Consider the following 17,202-nt stretch of genomic DNA (forward strand, 5'->3'; position numbering starts at 1 on the left):
ATCACATCAATCCATATCGCATAAATTGATTTATCCATGTGATTATTTCCATATTGAAATCATTAATAATAAATTTATTTAAAAACAATAAATTAAAAATAATTGATGAAATACGCACCAATTTTAAAATTGGAATGTCCATCACATAACCGATATGTGCAGCTATTTAATCCATATCTACGCGATGAACCGCCTGACGTATTTCTGTAGAAATCCCGTATGTTCAGGGAATGTTTTATACAGTGCAGGCAGGAAAAGATGGTTACCTTAAATAGTGATTCTGTTGTGTCTCCACGCTCGCTGCGCGATACGCGGCGAATGAATCTGTTTGTCTCCGTTTCTGCGGCGGTTGCCGGTCTGTTGTTTGGTTTAGATATTGGGGTGATTGCCGGGGCGCTACCCTTTATCACCGACCACTTTGCCCTGAGCAGCCGCTTGCAGGAGTGGGTGGTCAGCAGCATGATGCTTGGCGCAGCGCTGGGCGCGCTGTTTAACGGCTGGCTCTCTTTCCGTCTGGGACGTAAATACAGCCTGATGGCGGCGGCGGTGCTGTTCGTGCTGGGTTCGCTGGGCTCTGCGCTGGCCAGCAGCGTGGAAATTCTGATTGCGGCGCGCGTGCTGTTGGGCGTCGCGGTGGGGATTGCCTCTTACACTGCACCGCTTTATCTCTCTGAAATGGCGAGCGAAAACGTGCGCGGTAAGATGATCAGCATGTATCAGTTGATGGTCACCCTGGGCATTGTGCTGGCGTTCCTCTCGGATACCGCATTCAGCTACACCGGAAACTGGCGCGCGATGCTTGGCGTGCTGGCGTTGCCGGCGGTGATCCTGATTGTGCTGGTGGTCTTCCTGCCGAACAGCCCGCGCTGGCTGGCGGAGAAGGGGCGGCATATCGAAGCGGAAGAAGTGTTGCGTATGCTGCGCGATACCTCTGAAAAAGCGCGCGAAGAGCTGAATGAAATTCGCGAAAGTCTGAAGCTGAAGCAGGGCGGCTGGAAGCTGTTTAAAGCTAACCGCAACGTCCGCCGCGCGGTGTTCCTCGGTATGCTATTGCAGGCGATGCAGCAGTTTACCGGGATGAACATCATCATGTATTACGCGCCGCGCATCTTCAAAATGGCGGGTTTCACCACCACGGAACAGCAGATGCTGGCGACGCTGGTCGTCGGGTTGACCTTTATGTTTGCCACCTTTATCGCCATCTTTATGGTGGATAAAGCCGGGCGTAAACCGGCGCTGAAGATTGGTTTTAGCGTGATGGCGCTGGGTACGCTGGTGCTGGGCTACTGCCTGATGCAGTTCGACAACGGCACGGCGGGAAGCGGGCTTTCCTGGCTGTCGGTGGGCATGACCATGATGTGCATCGCCGGTTACGCAATGAGTGCCGCGCCGGTGGTATGGATCCTGTGTTCTGAAATTCAGCCGCTGAAATGCCGCGACTTTGGTATCACCTGTTCCACCACAACCAACTGGGTCTCCAATATGATTATCGGCGCGACCTTCCTGACGCTGCTCGACAGCATCGGCGCGGCAGGCACGTTCTGGCTCTATACCGGGCTGAATATTGCCTTTATCGGCATTACGTTCTGGCTGATACCGGAGACCAAAAATGTCACACTGGAGCATATCGAACGCAAACTGATGGCGGGAGAGAAGCTGCGAAATATTGGGGTGTGAAGGAAAGTTGGGGTGAGTGCGCGCTGATGCCCTCACCCCGGCCCGTATGTTTACACCTTCGCTAAATACAGCGCCGGCATCCCCTCAACATCTGACGTATACAGCACCCATTGATTATCCGGTGAAAACGAAGGATGCGGATGCGTCACCTGGCGGTCACCGTCCAGCACCTTCCAGCTACTGTTATGCTGACACACCGCTTTCTGCTCCCCGCTGTGAATATCAAACACCCAGATAAACGGATCGTTGCTGCCGTTATGCGGCGCACCGTCGCCCACGACGAGGGAGCCGTCATGGTTACTCATCAGGTGAGAGCAGGGCGGGATCGCCATCAGCAGCGTATTCTCAAGCGTTGCCGGATCGGCGCGATATAAATAGCGCTGCGGTGCGTTCTCCTGATGCGCCACGTAATAGAGCGCGGAGCCATTCGGCACCCAGAATTCATGGGTAAAACTTTCCCCTGGCTGATGCTGGCGAACCTTGCGCAGGTGAGTGCCGTCGGCATTGATGAGCCACATGCGCGCATCGATCGCATCGCGTGGTCCTTCGTGGCAGAACGCCACGGTATTATCATCAAACGGGCGGTAAATCGGATGCCCCAGCCAGCGCTTCTCCTGCAAAATGGTGCGCTGCTCGCCGGTTTGCAGGTCGATGTTGATCAGACGGCACTCCGGCTGCGTAAAGTAGAAATCGCGGAATTTGCCCCAGTCGGTTAGCGGCTGCCAGTCGCTTTTTTTAATTTCGATACCGACAAGCTGCGTACAGTCGCTGTTGGCGACCCACGTACCATAGGCCACCCAGGCGTCATCGACTTCGTAAATCACCTGCTCTTCCAGCGAATCGAGAACCACGCGCCTTAGCTGGCGGCTGTTTTTCACATACCACAGCGATTGATCGTCTGCGGAAAGGAAGCCGCCGAAGGTGTTATCGCCTTCGCCGTCCGTTAACTGTGTAGCGTGCTGCGCGTTAAGGTCCAGCAGGTAGTAATTCCAGTGCCCTTCAAACGCGCCGCCAAAAATGAGTTTGTTGCCATCGCGGGTAAAGCACTTTTGATAGAAGTAGTTGCGGTGACAAATAATATGCGGCGGCGTCAGGCGAATAACCTCATGCCCCGTTTCGGGGTCCCGCTGTGATCGGAAATTCAGCGGGATGATTTTACCTTTCATCAATCAGCTCCTGATAAAAAAATACCCCGCCGCCGAAGCGCCAGGGTATTGAGAGACAAGATGGGGATTAACGCATGGCGCGACGCAGAATACGTTCCGCCTGGCGCTGGAAGTCTGCGGCGGCATCTTCCACAGATTTCTGGCCGTAATCGATGTATTGCAGCGTGGTGCCGAACTGGGCGACGATCTGCGGGTCATCAAAGTATGGCGATACGCTCAGTTTGGTCGGCAGAGACTGCGCCAGACGCAGGCCGGATACCGCCGGGTCATCCTCTTTGATGATGCCGTCTTCGGTCAGGTATTGCACAGCCGCTTTGCTCAGCGGCACGCCGCGCTCCAGGCCCAGCGTATCAACCGCTTCTTTGTTGTTGAGCAGGAAGTTAATCAACTTCGCTGCCGCTTCCGGGTTTTTCGTCGACTTACCGATAGAGAGCATCTGCGCCGGTTTGAAGAACAGGCCCGCGTCGGTTGCGCCTTCCAGCATCGGATAGTTACCCAGCTCCAGTTTTGCTGGCGGCTTCAGGTTGTCGGAATATTTGTTGATGGTGGAGTTCCACATGTAGGTTCCCCCCCATTCGCCCTGGATCCACGGCTTCATTTCGTACATGTTGCTCTTACCGAAAGAGGCGTAGTACTTGGTGTCCGGCATGACGTGGCTGTCGATGAGCTTTTTGTACATCTGGAAAAACTCATTCCATTGGTCTTTGCTCCAGGCCAGTTTTTTGGTCTGTTCATCAATGGCGGCCGTATTGTACTTCTGCACCATATACGAGTTCAGCAGCGCCAGGGTATCCTGATGCTCAAGCACCACCGGGTAGTACTGCTTACCCAGTTTGCTTTCAAACGTTTTGCCCGCTTCCATCAGCGCGTCCCAGGTTTTCGGGTACTCCACGCCGGCTTTTTTCCACGTTTCATCGTTGAAGTAGAACACGCGCGCGGTTACGGAAATCGGAATGCCGTTCAGCTTGCCGTTCACCGTGGTGGTTTGCAGCTCTTTGGCATCGAACTGGCTCAGGTCGATGACATCTTTCATTTTATTCAGGTCGTAGAAGCCATCGCCCGTTTTGGAGAAAATCGGCAACCAGTTCCAGTTGGTTTGCATCACATCCGGCTCGGTACCGCCCGCAATCTGGGTGGTCAAGCGGGAGAGGTGACCATCCCAGCCGGTATATTCCGCTTTAACGTTGATATCAGGGTTCTGTTTATGGAACTCTTCCAGCGCCTTCAGAGTGACCTGGTGACGGCCATTGCCGCCCCACCAGGACATACGTAAATCCACATCTTTTGCCATTGAGGGTAAAGCAGTCAGCCCCAAAATGGTGGAGATTGCTGCGCTTAAAAGCACTTTTTTCATTTTAATACTCCATTAAAGAGAGAGGTTCTGTTCTGTTTTTGCGTCAAAGATATGACACTTATTCATATCAAACTTAAAGTACACTTTACGGTTAAGCCCTTTATCAATCATTGGCTTAGCTTCATCCGATGGAATGCGCGCCGTCAGTTCGTAGTTGGCTACTTTCAGGTAGACGAAGAACTCATGGCCCATGTTTTCAACGCGAACCATCTCGCCGGTACAGCCGCCTTCAGCAAACGGTTCGTCCGCCACCGACACGAATTCCGGGCGAATGCCGTAGAACACGTCTTCATTTTTATGGCCCGCCAGTTTCTGCTCTAACACGTTGCTCAACGGCAGGAATTCGTCGCCGATGGTCAGGTAGAGGTGTCCCTCTTTTTCCACCAGTTTGCTGGCGCGAATGTTCATTTCCGGCGCGCCGATGAAACCCGCGACGAACATATTTTTCGGCTTGTGGTAGAGGTTATCCGGCGTATCGACCTGCATGATGTGACCCAGCTTCATGACGCAGATACGGTCGCCCATGGTCATCGCTTCTGTCTGATCGTGGGTAACGTAAACGGTGGTCGCCGGTTTGCCCGATTTCTTCAACTGCTTATGCAGGTCAGAGATACGGATGCGCATCGATGCACGCAGTTTGGCGTCAAGGTTGGAGAGCGGTTCATCGAACAGGAACACGTCCGGTTTTTTCACAATCGCGCGGCCTACGGCGACACGCTGTGCCTGGCCGCCGGAGAGCTGGCGCGGCAGCCTGTCCAGCAGTTCATCCAGCTCAAGGATTTTCGCCGCTTCATCGACCTGCCTGTCGATTTGATCTTTCGGCATTTTGCTCAGCTTCAGGCCGAACGCCAGGTTTTCGCGCACGGTCATGTGCGGATAGAGCGCGTAGTTCTGGAACACCATCGCAATGCCGCGCTCTTTCGGCGCGAGGTTATTCACCACTTTCTCACCGATGCGCACTTCGCCGCCGCTGATGGTTTCCAGCCCGGCCAGCATACGCAGCGTGGTGGACTTGGCGCAGCCCGATGGGCCAACGATCACCATAAATTCGCCTTCAGCAATTTTAAGGTCGATACCATGTACCGCTTTGAAGCCGTTGGAGTACACTTTTTCCAGTTTGTTGAAAATCACTTCAGCCATGATATTTCCCTCTTAACCTTTAATTCCGCTGCTGGTCACGCCCTGTACGAAGTAGCGTTGAGCCAGGAAGAACACAATGATGGACGGCAGAATGGAGATGCTCGCCATTGCCAGAATTTCGTTCCACGGCGCACCTTCGGTGACGTCGATGGACATTTTCAGTGCCAGTGCAATCGGGTACTTATCGACGCTGTAGACGTAGATCAGCGGGCCGATAAAGTCGTTCATGGACCACATGAACTGGAACAGCGCGACGGAGATAATGGCCGGTTTCAGAATCGGCACCACCACGTACCACAGCACCTGAATAGAGTTACAGCCGTCAATTTGCGCCGCTTCTTCCATGTCACGCGGCACACCGCGCAGGAACTGAATCAGCATGAAGACGAAGAACCCCTGCGTGGCGAACGCCAGCGGCAGATACAGCGGCATGTAGCTGTTGAGCATGCCCATTTCGCGGAACATCAGGTACTGAGGAATCAGCAGTACGGTGCTCGGCAGCAGCATGGTGGTGATGAGCGTGGCAAACCAGAATTTCTTCCACGGGATTTCGAAGCGGGCAAAGCCGTAGGCCACGATGGTGGAGGAGATAATGGTCAGAATCACCTTCGGGATCACATACTTAAAGGTGTTCAGCATGTAATGGCCGAAGTTGTATTCGGTACCGGTTTTCCAGCCGTTGATAAACCCTTCCCAGGTGGCATGAGCAGGCCACAGTCCGAGCGTGGTGAAGATCTCGTGGTTCGGTTTGAACGACGCCGAGAACATCCACGCCAGCGGGTACAGCATCAGCAGGCCGACGAACAGCAGGATGGTGTAGCGAATCCAGGCGTTAATTTTCTCGCGTCTCAGGGTGCGGGCAACCTCACGTTCAGCGATGCTTCTTGCTTCGTCGATTTGTTGAATATCAGCCATTTTTGCCTCCCTTATCGGCGGAGTAGAACACCCAGTATTTTGAAGACTTAAAGGCGATGGCGGCGAAGACCGCGACGACCAGGAACAGAACCCACGCCAGCGCTGCGCCATAACCCATATCGAAGTATTTAAACGCGGTGTCGTAGATGTAGAGCGAGAACAGGTACGTGGAGTAGGTTGGGCCGCCGCCGGTAATCACGTACGGGCCGGTAAACTCCTGGAACGCCTGAGTGGTTTGCATGATGAAGTTGAAGAAGATAACCGGCGTAATCAGCGGCACAGTCACTTTCATAAACATCTGCCATTTGGACGCGCCATCGATCATCGCGGCTTCATACTGCGATTGTGGAACGTTTTGCAGTGCGGCCAGGAAGATAACCATCGCGGAACCGAACTGCCAGACGCGCAGCAGGGTAACGGACATCAGCGCCAGAGACGGCTCGCCGAGCCAGTTAATGGCATCAAAACCGAACACGCCGAGGAAGCTGTTCAGCAGGCCGTCGATGGCAAACAGGGCACGCCACAGTACAGCGATGGCCACGGAGCTGCCAAGAATCGACGGAATATAGTAGGCGGTACGGAAGAACCCGATGCCGCGTAATTTAAAGTTAAGAACAAACGCAATGCCAAGGGCGAAAGCGAGCTTCAGCGGAATGGTTAAAAATACATACGCGAACGTTACGCCCATTGATTTCCAGAAGAGAGTATCTTCGGCAAACATATAGCGATAGTTCTCAATGCCGTTAAATACCGGCGGACTCATCAAGTCGTACTCAGTAAAACTGAGAAAGAAAGATGACACAAACGGGAAGGCCGTAAAGATTATCAACCCAATGATATAGGGCGAAATCCAGGCCAAACCCAGCATTCTGTTTTCATTCATAGATACCTACCTGGCAAACAAGTTTGTAAAACGGATTGAGGTTCGGTCATCGCTCCACACGAGGGGCACGGGGCGCGGAATTCACGGTGTTAGCTTGGTGTCGGTCATACGATCCTTCCCTGTAAATAAATGTTGTGTAAGACTTTTTTACTACTCATTCCATTGGTGATGTTTTGCTGTTTCAACTCTGACGTTTTGTTACGCGTGATTAGTAAAACACCGTTTTAATTTTATTTTATTGCTATTTGTTTCCGCGTCATGCGTTTAATGATGGAAATGTGATCGAAGTCGAAACGATGTTTCAATTAAGTGAGGTGGGTGGGGTTTCTGTGTGGGTGGTATGGAAGTAGATGAGTGAAAATATCCCCTAACCCCTGAAATTAGTGATTCCATTAATGGTTATCAGGCTAATGCTTGATTATATGAAGTAAAAAAAAGCCCTCATGAAATGAGGGCCTTAGGCGGGTAGGGATATTAGTCTTTGAGAAAATCCTGACGCATCGGGGTAAAGGTATCGAGCAGCGTACCGGCTTGCAGACAAACACAACCGTGCATAATTTCCGGTTTTTTATAGAGCGTATCACCTGCGCGGACGATATGTTTTTCGTCGCCGATGGTGAATTCAAATTCACCGGAAAGTACGTAGGTTAGCTGCTCATGCGGGTGGTTATGCAGCGGGCCAACGGCACCTTTCTCAAAGTTGACCTCTACCGCCATCATCTTGCCATCATGGGCGAGGATACGACGGGTGACGCCGTTACCCAGGTCTTCAAGGGTGGTCTCTTTATGAAAAATAAACATCAGGCTGTCCTGTAGTAAGTTGAAACAATGTTTCATTTAACTTATCCCAGAATGCGTGAAAAAGAAATCGGCTGCTGGAGAAGTGGAAAGTTGATCACAAGTTTGCTTCACTGGAAGGCACGCGAAAAACCGAGGCATAAAAATGAAAACGATTGGGCTGTTAGGCGGTATGAGCTGGGAGTCGACAATTCCCTACTATCGACTGATTAATGAAGGCGTAAAGCAGCGTCTGGGCGGGCTACATTCGGCGCAGATTCTGCTGCACAGCGTTGATTTTCATGAGATTGAGGCCTGCCAGTCGAACGGAGACTGGCAGCGTGCCGGCGACATACTGGCGCAGGCAGCAAAAGGGCTGGAGCAGGCCGGGGCTGAAGGCATCGTGCTGTGTACCAACACCATGCACAAAGTGGCGGATCAAATCGAGCACGCTGTGACTGTGCCATTCCTGCACATTGCCGATGCGACCGGACGCGCAATCCAGAAAGCGGGAATGAGTAACGTTGCGCTGCTGGGCACGCGCTACACCATGGAGCAGGATTTCTATCGCGCCCGTCTGCAACAGGAATTCGCCATCAGCACGCCGATCCCGAACAGCGACGACCGCGCGCGTATCAACCAGATAATCTTTGATGAGCTGTGTCTGGGCACCTTCAGCGAGGCGTCGCGCGACTATTACCTCGAAGTGATTTCCGCATTGAAAGCGCAGGGCGCGAAGGGCGTGATTTTCGGCTGCACCGAAATTGGCCTGCTGGTGCCTGCGGAACTCAGCCCGCTTCCGGTGTTCGATACGGCGGCGATCCACGCTGCGGATGCGGTGGATTTTATGCTCTCCTGAGCCTTTGTGCCCGGTGGCGCTTCGCTTACCGGGCCTACAAGATTGCCGCCCTCCGGCAAAACACGCACGATCCGTAGGCCGGATAAGGCGCAGCCGCCATCCTGCAAAACACGCACGATTGGTAGGCCGGATAAGGCGCAGCCGCCATCCTGCAAAATACGCACGATTGGTAGGCCGGATAAGGCGCAGCCGCCATCCGGCATCCCCTCACGGCGCGAGAACGCTATTCAACGTATCGGTAATCACGCCCAGGTTTGCCTGCATATGCTGCGTAAATGCCTCAACCAGCGCCGAACCGGGCCGGTGGAGCGGGCGAATCAGGCTCACGGTAAAAGGCACATCTTTACTGAAACGGCGGATCACCACACCGCTGTTCACATAATCCAGCGCGGTGAACGGGTTAACCACTGAAATTCCCGCGCCTGCCCGCACCATCGCACAAATTGACGCCGCGCTGTGGGTTTCTACCACCATTCTCCGCTTCACCTGATTTTCGTTGAATAATGTATCCAGCAGCTGGCGATAGCTGTCGGTACGCGACAGACTGATGTAGTTCTCGCCCTGAAAATCTTGCGGCGTCAGTACGCTTTTTGCCGTCAGTGGGTGATCCTGCGGCAGCACGCAGACTTCGTTGAGCGTCAGCAGCGGCGTGCGCTCAGTCCCTGCGGGCGTGTGCAGGGTTTCCGTCAGCCCTAAATCATGACGCTGTGCCGAGAGCCACTCCTCCAGCAACGGCGACTCCTGCGGCACGATTTGCAGGCTGACATCCGGGTAGCGCGCCAGAAAAGGCTGGATCAGCAACGGCAGAAAGGATTGTGAGAAAACCGGCAGGCACACAATCGACAGCTCGCCCTGGCGAAACTCGCGCAGGCTTTCCGCCGCGCTGACGATGCGATCGAGCCCGTACCAGGAGCGTTGTACCTCTTCAAACAGCCTCAGCCCCTGCACGGTAGGATGTAAGCGGCCACGGCTGCGTTCAAACAGCTTCAAACCGAGCACTTTTTCAAAGCGCGCCAGTTCGCGGCTGACCGTGGGTTGCGAGGTGTGCAGCAGACGCGCGGCTTCCGTCAGGTTACCGGCGGTCATTACCGCATGGAAGATTTCAATGTGACGCAGGTTGACGGCGGGCATGAGAGACTCCTGGTGTGGTTGTATATCATTTTTGCATAGACTCACCATAAAACGATATTTTTTATTCCCTTCATCCTGTGGCGTAATCGGTAAAAAGCAATATTTGACACCGGAGCCTTCCATGCCACGCCCGCTTAACAGTACCGACACTGACCTGACCGCAGAAAACCTGCTGCGCCTGCCCGCTGAATTTGGCTGCCCGGTCTGGGTGTATGACGCGCAAATTATTCGCCAGCAGATTGCCAAACTGAGCCAGTTTGACGTTGTGCGTTTTGCCCAAAAAGCGTGCTCGAACATCCATATTCTGCGTCTGATGCGCGAGCAGGGCGTGAAGGTTGATTCGGTGTCATTGGGTGAGATTGAGCGCGCACTGGTGGCGGGCTATCAGCCTGGCGCGGAGTCTGACGATATCGTTTTTACCGCTGACACTATCGACGAGGCGACGCTTTCGCGCGTGCATGAGTTGCAGATCCCGGTTAACGCCGGTTCCATCGATATGCTGGCGCAACTGGGTGAGGTGTCCCCAGGCCATCGCGTGTGGCTGCGCGTGAATCCAGGCTTTGGTCACGGTCACAGCCAGAAAACCAACACCGGCGGCGAAAACAGCAAACACGGTATCTGGTACAGCGATCTTCCGGCCGCGCTGGACGTGATTCAGCGTTATCAACTGAAACTGGTGGGCATTCATATGCACATCGGTTCCGGCGTGGATTATGCGCACCTGGAGCAGGTTTGCGGCGCTATGGTGCGTCAGGTCGTTGAATTTGGCCAGGATCTGGAGGCGATCTCTGCGGGCGGCGGATTATCCATTCCGTATCGCGAAGGTGAAGAGGCGATCAATACCGATCACTACTATGGCCTGTGGAACGGTGCGCGTGAGCAGATTGCCAAACATCTGGGCCACCCGGTAAAACTGGAACTCGAACCGGGGCGTTTCCTGGTGGCGGAGTCTGGCGTACTGGTGGCGCAGGTGCGTAGCGTGAAAGCGATGGGCAGCCGCCACTTTGTGCTGATTGACGCCGGGTTTAACGACCTGATGCGCCCGGCGATGTACGGTAGCTATCACCACATTTCAGCGCTGCCGGCTGACGGGCGCGACCTGTCCCAGGCACCGTTGATTGAAACGGTGGTTGCCGGTCCCCTGTGTGAGTCGGGTGACGTCTTTACGCAGCAGGAAGGTGGGAAAGTTGAAACGCGCGCCTTGCCTGCGGTGAAGCCGGGCGATTATCTGGTGCTGCACGACACCGGTGCATACGGTGCGTCGATGTCATCGAATTACAACAGCCGCCCGCTGTTGCCAGAAGTGTTATTTGAAAATGGCGCGGCGCGTTTGATTCGCCGCCGCCAGACGATTCAGGAACTGCTGGCGCTGGAACTGGCGTAAAACGGCCCCGTTGTCACCGTGTCACGCAGCACCAGCGTGCCGGTAAACGGCGGGATCGTTTCAATTGGCTCGCCGTTGGCGAGCTTAATGGCTTGATCGATAGCGGTCACAATCATGTTGTCGATCGGCAGATAAACCGTCGACAGCCCCGGCTCCAGCCATTTCGCGCTCGGCGCGTCATCGAAGCCAAACAGTGAAATATCCTGCGGAATACGCAGACCCGCCTGATGCAGTGCTTTTGACGCACCCAGCGCCATATCATCGTTACAGGCAAACAGCGCGCTGAATGGCACCTTTTCGCTCAGCAGTTCATTGCACTTCTCAAAGCCGCAGGTCATGCCCGCATCACCATATTTTATCTTCGCCGGATCCCATGCAATACCATGTTTTTCCAGCGCATTTTTATAACCTTCCAAACGCGCTTTCCCGGTAGGCGTGTGAATAGGAACCGTGAGGCAGGCGATATCGCGATGGCCCTGGGAAATCAGGTACTCCACCGCCTGAAACGCGGCATCCTGCTGTTCGAAGAAGACGCAGCGCTCGCGCGCCTGGCTGACGTCGCGGTTGATCACCACCAGCGGCATGGGAATGGAATCGATGAGCGACATGATGGTTTCTTCGCTCATAAAACGGGTGTAGAGCACAATCGCATCGCACTGGCGATCGGCCAGCATCTGTACCGCCTGCTTTTCTCGCTCCGGCTCGTCATGCCCATCTGCGACAATCAACTGCTTGCCCCAGACTTCCGTCTGACGCGACGCCTGCTGTAACAGGCGGCCAAAATAGAAGCCGTCAAAGGTTGAGACAATCAGCCCAATGCTATTGCTGGTGCGGTTTGCCAGTGAGCGCGCCAGAAAATTTGGCCGGTAGCCCAACTCTTCCATTGCTTTGAACACCTGCTGACGGGTGCTCTCTTTTACCTGACCTGTGCCGTTCAAGACGCGGGAAACCGTTGCTTTCGAAACGCCTGCGCGAATTGAGACATCCAGCATTGTTGTCATTGTCTGTTCCTGATGCCACGTGATTTCCGCAGTTTATCACAGACATTCAGGGGGATATGCCTTGAGAAATGACAAATAACCGACGCGATCACGGTTTCATTCAATTCCTCAGGATTTGCTGTAAGCCGCGCCAGCGCTTAATCAGGCCTTATCGCTCTCCGCCGGTACCGACACCGAATGACGACGCACAAGCGTCGGGCTGAAAAGGTGGGTGACATCCGGCACCGGGCGTTTTTCCGCCAGTGCCAGCGCCAGTTCTGCTGCCTGCGTTGCCATGGTGACAATCGGATAACGAATGGTGGTCAGACGCGGGCGCACATAGCGTGAGACCAGCACATCATCGAAACCCATCAGCGAAATCTCCTGCGGCACGTCGATGCCGTTATCATTGAGCACGCCCATTGCGCCAGCTGCCATTGAGTCGTTATAACAAGCCACGGCGGTAAATCGTTTTCCGCGCCCCAGCAGCTCGGTCATTGCCTGCTCGCCGCCGCTTTCGTCAGGTTCGCCGAAGGTGACCAGTCGATCGTTGCACGGCAGGCCGTTCTCTTTTAGCGCGTCGTAATATCCCTGCAAACGGTCTTCCGCATCGGAAATCGCGTGGTTCGAGCAGATGTAGCCAATCTTTGTATGCCCCTGCTGAATCAAATGACGCGTTGCGAGCCACGCGCCATAGCGATCGTCCAGCGCTACGCAGCGTTTTTCGAAACCGGGTAAAATGCGGTTAATCAGCACCATGCCGGGCATTTGCTTCATCAACCCTATCAGTTCCTCATCGGGGATCATTTTAGCGTGCACTACCAGCGCCGCGCAGCGGTGGCGAATCAATTGCTCGATGGCCTGACGCTCTTTTAATTCGTTGTGATAGCCGTTGCCGATCAGCAAAAAGTTACCGGTGTGGTACGCCACCTGCTCAACGGCTTTGACCATGGCGCCAAAGAAGGGATCGGACACATCGCCTACCACCAGACCCACGGTTTCCGTTGACTGTTGCGCCAGGGCACGCGCGTTGGCGTTCGGGTGATAGTTGAGTGTTTCCATAGCCGAAGAAACCGACTGACGAGAAGCATCGCTGGCTTTCGGAGAGTTATTGATTACGCGGGAGACGGTGGCGACAGAGACGCCAGCCAGTCGAGCCACATCTTTGATAGTCGCCATACACTGCCTTTTCGATGGGTAAACGGTTACACCACTGTAGTGTTACGGAAATTTCGCACAGGTTCAAGGCCGGGAGACGCTTAAGGGGAAGATCTTTGATATCGCCCAGATGGCACGAAAGAGCACTAAGTGATTCTAAAAAAACGAATACAAACTTTTGCTTACACTTTGCGAAGGGCTGTTGCGGTTCTGTGCTGGAGAAAGCAGCAACGGGATTGCTACTCTGATTATCCCAGAGGTATTGATAGGTGAAGTCATCCGCAAGGTTGACTGACTTGAATTACACCAACCTGCGCAGATGCGCAGGTTTTTTTTTGTCAAGAAACTGGGGTTTGCTGCTTTTCCGCTGTTTTCTCATGTACCCTGCTTGCAGAGAAAACTTTGGCAAAAGGAGTTGGTATGGTTATTGGCTTTTTTCGGCAGCTTTTTAAAGTTCTGTTTCGGGTAAGGATGACCGGCGATACAGCGGCTTTAACGCAATCAAAGGTGCTGATTACCCCGAACCATGTCTCATTTATCGATGGTATTCTGCTGGCGTTGTTCCTGCCAGTACGCCCGGTTTTTGCTGTCTACTCCTCCATATCGCAAAAATGGTTTATGCGCTGGCTGGCGCCGATAATCGATTTTGTACCCCTCGACCCGACCAAACCAATGTCTATCAAACACCTGGTGCGCCTGATTGAACAGGGCAGGCCGGTGGTGATTTTCCCGGAAGGGCGTATTTCAGTGTCTGGTTCGCTGATGAAAATCTACGACGGCGCGGCTTTTGTGGCGGCAAAATCGGGCGCGACCATTATCCCGGTACGTATTGAAGGGGCAGAACTGACCTATTTCAGTCGCCTGAAAGGGCTGGTGAAGCAGCGTCTCTTCCCGCAAATTCGGCTGCACCTGTTGCCGCCAACCCGCATTGAGATGCCGGACGCGCCGCGCGCGCGCGATCGCCGCAAAATTGCGGGCGAAATGCTGCATCAAATCATGATGGAAGCGCGGATGGCGGTGCGTCCGCGTGAAACCCTCTTTGAATCGTTGATTAGCGCCCAGTATCGCTACGGCGCGAAAAAACCGTGCGTGGAAGACATTAATTTCCAGCCCGACAGCTATCACAAGCTGATGACCAAAACGCTGTTTGTGGCGCGCATCCTCGACAAATATACCCGGAAAGGCGAACGCATCGGCCTGATGTTACCGAACGCGGGGATCAGCGCGGCGGTGATTTTCGGCGCGATTGCGCGCGGGCGTATTCCGGCGATGATGAACTACACGGCAGGCGTGAAGGGGCTTTCCAGCGCGATTACCGCGGCGGAACTGAAGACGATATTTACCTCGCGCACCTTCCTTGATAAAGGCAAGCTCTGGCACCTGACCGAACAGCTGACTCAGGTACGTTGGGTGTTCCTCGAAGATTTAAAAGGCGATGTCACCACCCAGGACAAACTGTGGATTTTCTCGCGCCTGCTGGTACCGCGTCTGGCGCAGGTCGAACAGAAACCGGAAGATCCGGCGATTATCCTCTTTACCTCCGGTTCCGAAGGCAATCCGAAAGGGGTGGTGCACAGCCATAAAAGCATTTTGGCGAACGTCGAGCAGATTAAAACCATCGCCGACTTCACCGCTAACGATCGCTTTATGTCCGCGCTGCCGCTCTTCCACTCCTTCGGTCTGACGGTCGGGCTCTTTACGCCGCTGCTGACCGGCGCGCAGGTGTTCCTTTACCCGAGCCCGCTGCATTACCGCATCGTGCCGGAGCTGGTTTATGACCGTAACTGTACCGTACTGTTTGGCACCTCCACCTTCCTCGGTCACTACGCGCGATTCGCCAATCCGTATGATTTTTATCGTCTGCGCTACGTGGTGGCGGGGGCGGAAAAACTGCAGCAAAGTACCAAAGAACTCTGGCAGGACAAGTTTGGCCTGCGCATTCTGGAAGGCTACGGCGTGACGGAATGCGCGCCGGTGGTATCCATCAACGTGCCGATGGCGGCGAAGCCGGGTACTGTTGGGCGCATTTTACCCGGAATGGATGCGCGTTTGCTGGCAATCCCTGGCATTGATAAAGGCGGACGTTTGCAGTTGAAAGGGCCGAATATCATGACCGGCTATCTGCGTGTCGAGAACCCTGGCGTGCTGGAAAAACCGAGCGCCGAGAATCAACACGGCGAGCTGGAAGAGGGCTGGTACGACACGGGCGATATTGTCGCCTTTGACGAACAGGGCTTTGTGCAAATTCAGGGCCGAGCCAAACGCTTCGCAAAAATTGCCGGGGAGATGGTGTCGCTGGAGATGGTCGAGCAGGTCGCGCTGGCGGTATCGCCGGAGAAAATGCACGCCACTGCCGTGAAAACGGATGCCAGCAAAGGGGAGGCGCTGGTGCTGTTTACCACCGATAATGAGCTGACCCGCGACAAACTGTTGCAGTACGCGCGGGCACACGGCGTACCGGAGCTGGCTGTGCCGCGCGATATTCGCTGGCTGAAACAGTTGCCGCTACTGGGCAGCGGTAAGCCGGACTTCGTGACGCTCAAAGGTATGGTTGAAGAGGCAGAACAGCACAATGAGTGAGTCAGTACACACTAACACCTCTATCTGGTCGAAGGGCATGATGGCGGTGATTGCCGCCCAGTTCCTCTCCGCATTCGGTGATAACGCCCTGCTGTTTGCCACGCTGGCGTTGATGAAACAGCAGTTTTACCCCGACTGGAGTCAACCGGTTTTACAGATGGTGTTTGTGGGCGCTTACATTCTTTTCGCGCCGTTCGTTGGGCAGATAGCAGACAGCTTTGCCAAAGGGCGCGTCATGATGATGACCAACGGCCTGAAACTGATTGGCGCGGCGAGCATTTGTCTTGGCGTAAACCCGTTCATCGGCTATCTGCTGGTGGGCATTGGGGCAGCGGGTTACTCACCGGCTAAGTACGGCATTCTGGGCGAGTTGACGACCGGCGATAAGCTGGTGAAAGCCAACGGGTTGATGGAGGCATCGACCATTGCCGCCATACTGCTGGGGTCGGTGGCGGGCGGCGTGCTTGCCGACTGGCACGTGATTGCGGCGCTGGTGGCCTGCGCCATCGCTTACGGCGGCGCGGTGGTGGCGAACCTGTTTATTCCGAAGCTGGCGGCGGCGCGTCCGGGGCAGTCCTGGCGTTTTCGCCCGATGACCAACAGTTTTTTCAGCGCCTGCAAAACGCTGTGGCACAACGGCGAAGCGCGTTTCTCGCTGTTGGGTACCAGTCTGTTCTGGGGCGCAGGCGTGACGCTGCGTTTCCTGCTGGTGCTGTGGGTACCGGTGGCGCTCGGCATTACCGATAACGCTACGCCTACTTACCTTAACGCCATGGTCGCCGTAGGGATTGTGGTCGGCGCAGGCGCGGCGGCCAAACTGGTGACACTGAAAACCGTTGCCCGCTGTATGCCAGCTGGCGTGTTGATTGGTGTGGTCGTGGCGATTTTCGCGCTACAACATGCGATTCTGCCAGCCTATGCGCTGCTGTTTGTCATCGGGATTTGCGGCGGTTTCTTTGTCGTGCCGCTTAACGCGCTGCTTCAGGATATCGGCAAACACTCGGTGGGCGCAGGTAATGCTATCGCCGTGCAGAACCTTGGCGAAAACAGCGCCATGCTGGTCATGCTGGGGATTTACTCGCTGGCGGTGATGGTGGGGATCCCGGTCATTGGCGTAGGTATCGGCTTTGGCGTGCTGTTTGCGCTGGCGATTATCGGCCTGTGGCTGTGGGGGCATCGGCGATAAGCGTGAAGCGGG

At 54.6% G+C, this 17,202-nt stretch carries 14 protein-coding genes; 5 read left to right on the plus strand and 9 right to left on the minus strand.

Annotation, left to right across the window (positions count from 1 at the left end; genetic code table 11):
* The first annotated feature begins 258 nt into the window (after positions 1 to 258).
* The gene (gene araE / locus G163CM_RS22525) at positions 259 to 1,677 is read left to right on the plus strand and encodes an arabinose-proton symporter AraE (RefSeq protein WP_149463343.1); all 1,419 of its coding nucleotides are present in this window, start codon (positions 259 to 261) and stop codon (positions 1,675 to 1,677) included.
* A gap of 50 nt (positions 1,678 to 1,727) precedes the next feature.
* On the opposite strand, the gene G163CM_RS22530 is transcribed toward araE, so the two are convergent.
* From G163CM_RS22530 to G163CM_RS22555, 6 genes are all read right to left on the minus strand, one after another.
* On the minus strand, positions 1,728 to 2,846 hold the full coding sequence (locus G163CM_RS22530) for an oligogalacturonate lyase family protein (RefSeq protein ID WP_231826345.1): 1,119 nt from the start codon (positions 2,844 to 2,846) through the stop codon (positions 1,728 to 1,730).
* Between the two features lie 64 nt (positions 2,847 to 2,910).
* Positions 2,911 to 4,197 carry an ABC transporter substrate-binding protein gene (locus G163CM_RS22535; protein ID WP_015963176.1) on the minus strand — a complete coding sequence of 429 codons (1,287 nt, stop codon included), beginning with the start codon at positions 4,195 to 4,197 and terminating at the stop codon, positions 2,911 to 2,913.
* A 12-nt stretch (positions 4,198 to 4,209) separates the two neighbouring features.
* Positions 4,210 to 5,337: an ABC transporter ATP-binding protein gene (locus G163CM_RS22540; RefSeq protein WP_231826346.1), complete on the minus strand. Its 1,128-nt coding sequence runs from the start codon at positions 5,335 to 5,337 to the stop codon at positions 4,210 to 4,212.
* A 12-nt stretch (positions 5,338 to 5,349) separates the two neighbouring features.
* Positions 5,350 to 6,252 (minus strand): carbohydrate ABC transporter permease, encoded by a 903-nt coding sequence (locus G163CM_RS22545; RefSeq protein WP_231826347.1) that lies wholly within the window; start codon positions 6,250 to 6,252, stop codon positions 5,350 to 5,352.
* Positions 6,245 to 7,135 (minus strand): carbohydrate ABC transporter permease, encoded by an 891-nt coding sequence (locus tag G163CM_RS22550; RefSeq protein ID WP_015963179.1) that lies wholly within the window; start codon positions 7,133 to 7,135, stop codon positions 6,245 to 6,247. Before G163CM_RS22550 ends, G163CM_RS22545 begins: the two co-directional genes overlap by 8 nt.
* A 474-nt stretch (positions 7,136 to 7,609) precedes the next feature.
* Entirely contained in the window at positions 7,610 to 7,936 is a 327-nt protein-coding gene (locus tag G163CM_RS22555) for a cupin domain-containing protein (RefSeq protein WP_231826348.1), read from the minus strand.
* A gap of 142 nt (positions 7,937 to 8,078) precedes the next feature.
* Here G163CM_RS22555 and G163CM_RS22560 point away from each other — a divergent pair, with 142 nt between their 5' ends.
* Positions 8,079 to 8,771, plus strand: coding sequence for an aspartate/glutamate racemase (locus tag G163CM_RS22560; protein ID WP_231826349.1), 693 nt, complete (start codon positions 8,079 to 8,081; stop codon positions 8,769 to 8,771).
* A 207-nt stretch (positions 8,772 to 8,978) separates the two neighbouring features.
* Here G163CM_RS22560 and G163CM_RS22565 read toward each other — a convergent pair whose 3' ends face one another.
* Positions 8,979 to 9,902, minus strand: a complete 924-nt coding sequence (locus G163CM_RS22565; RefSeq protein WP_231826350.1) for a LysR family transcriptional regulator — start codon at positions 9,900 to 9,902, stop codon at positions 8,979 to 8,981.
* 121 nt (positions 9,903 to 10,023) lie between these two features.
* Between G163CM_RS22565 and lysA the strand changes: the two genes are divergently transcribed.
* On the plus strand, positions 10,024 to 11,286 hold the full coding sequence (gene lysA / locus G163CM_RS22570; protein WP_231826351.1) for a diaminopimelate decarboxylase: 1,263 nt from the start codon (positions 10,024 to 10,026) through the stop codon (positions 11,284 to 11,286).
* Here lysA and G163CM_RS22575 read toward each other — a convergent pair.
* The gene (locus G163CM_RS22575) at positions 11,256 to 12,287 is read right to left on the minus strand and encodes a LacI family DNA-binding transcriptional regulator (protein WP_231826352.1); all 1,032 of its coding nucleotides are present in this window, start codon (positions 12,285 to 12,287) and stop codon (positions 11,256 to 11,258) included. The genes lysA and G163CM_RS22575 overlap by 31 nt on opposite strands.
* 141 nt (positions 12,288 to 12,428) lie before the next feature.
* Complete coding sequence (galR, locus tag G163CM_RS22580; RefSeq protein WP_231826353.1) at positions 12,429 to 13,445, minus strand: HTH-type transcriptional regulator GalR; 1,017 nt, start codon at positions 13,443 to 13,445, stop codon at positions 12,429 to 12,431.
* 399 nt (positions 13,446 to 13,844) lie between these two features.
* Between galR and aas the strand changes: the two genes are divergently transcribed.
* Positions 13,845 to 16,004 carry a bifunctional acyl-ACP--phospholipid O-acyltransferase/long-chain-fatty-acid--ACP ligase gene (gene aas / locus G163CM_RS22585; protein WP_231826354.1) on the plus strand — a complete coding sequence of 720 codons (2,160 nt, stop codon included), beginning with the start codon at positions 13,845 to 13,847 and terminating at the stop codon, positions 16,002 to 16,004.
* Complete coding sequence (lplT, locus tag G163CM_RS22590) at positions 15,997 to 17,190, plus strand: lysophospholipid transporter LplT (protein ID WP_231826355.1); 1,194 nt, start codon at positions 15,997 to 15,999, stop codon at positions 17,188 to 17,190. The genes aas and lplT overlap by 8 nt, the downstream gene beginning before the upstream one ends.
* Positions 17,191 to 17,202 lie beyond the last annotated feature (12 nt).

It is taken from the genome of Pseudocitrobacter corydidari (assembly GCF_021172065.1).
GTDB classification, from domain to species: Bacteria; Pseudomonadota; Gammaproteobacteria; order Enterobacterales; family Enterobacteriaceae; genus Pseudocitrobacter; species Pseudocitrobacter corydidari.

Coding starts and splice junctions, on each gene's coding strand:
- galR (WP_231826353.1), bottom strand. CDS start 13,445: ATGGCGACTATCAAAGATGTGGCTCGACTGGCTGGCGTCTCTGTCGCC.
- G163CM_RS22535 (WP_015963176.1), bottom strand. CDS start 4,197: ATGAAAAAAGTGCTTTTAAGCGCAGCAATCTCCACCATTTTGGGGCTG.
- G163CM_RS22545 (WP_231826347.1), bottom strand. CDS start 6,252: ATGGCTGATATTCAACAAATCGACGAAGCAAGAAGCATCGCTGAACGT.
- G163CM_RS22575 (WP_231826352.1), bottom strand. CDS start 12,287: ATGACAACAATGCTGGATGTCTCAATTCGCGCAGGCGTTTCGAAAGCA.
- G163CM_RS22540 (WP_231826346.1), bottom strand. CDS start 5,337: ATGGCTGAAGTGATTTTCAACAAACTGGAAAAAGTGTACTCCAACGGC.
- aas (WP_231826354.1), top strand. CDS start 13,845: ATGGTTATTGGCTTTTTTCGGCAGCTTTTTAAAGTTCTGTTTCGGGTA.
- G163CM_RS22565 (WP_231826350.1), bottom strand. CDS start 9,902: ATGCCCGCCGTCAACCTGCGTCACATTGAAATCTTCCATGCGGTAATG.
- lplT (WP_231826355.1), top strand. CDS start 15,997: ATGAGTGAGTCAGTACACACTAACACCTCTATCTGGTCGAAGGGCATG.
- araE (WP_149463343.1), top strand. CDS start 259: ATGGTTACCTTAAATAGTGATTCTGTTGTGTCTCCACGCTCGCTGCGC.
- lysA (WP_231826351.1), top strand. CDS start 10,024: ATGCCACGCCCGCTTAACAGTACCGACACTGACCTGACCGCAGAAAAC.
- G163CM_RS22555 (WP_231826348.1), bottom strand. CDS start 7,936: ATGTTTATTTTTCATAAAGAGACCACCCTTGAAGACCTGGGTAACGGC.
- G163CM_RS22560 (WP_231826349.1), top strand. CDS start 8,079: ATGAAAACGATTGGGCTGTTAGGCGGTATGAGCTGGGAGTCGACAATT.
- G163CM_RS22550 (WP_015963179.1), bottom strand. CDS start 7,135: ATGAATGAAAACAGAATGCTGGGTTTGGCCTGGATTTCGCCCTATATC.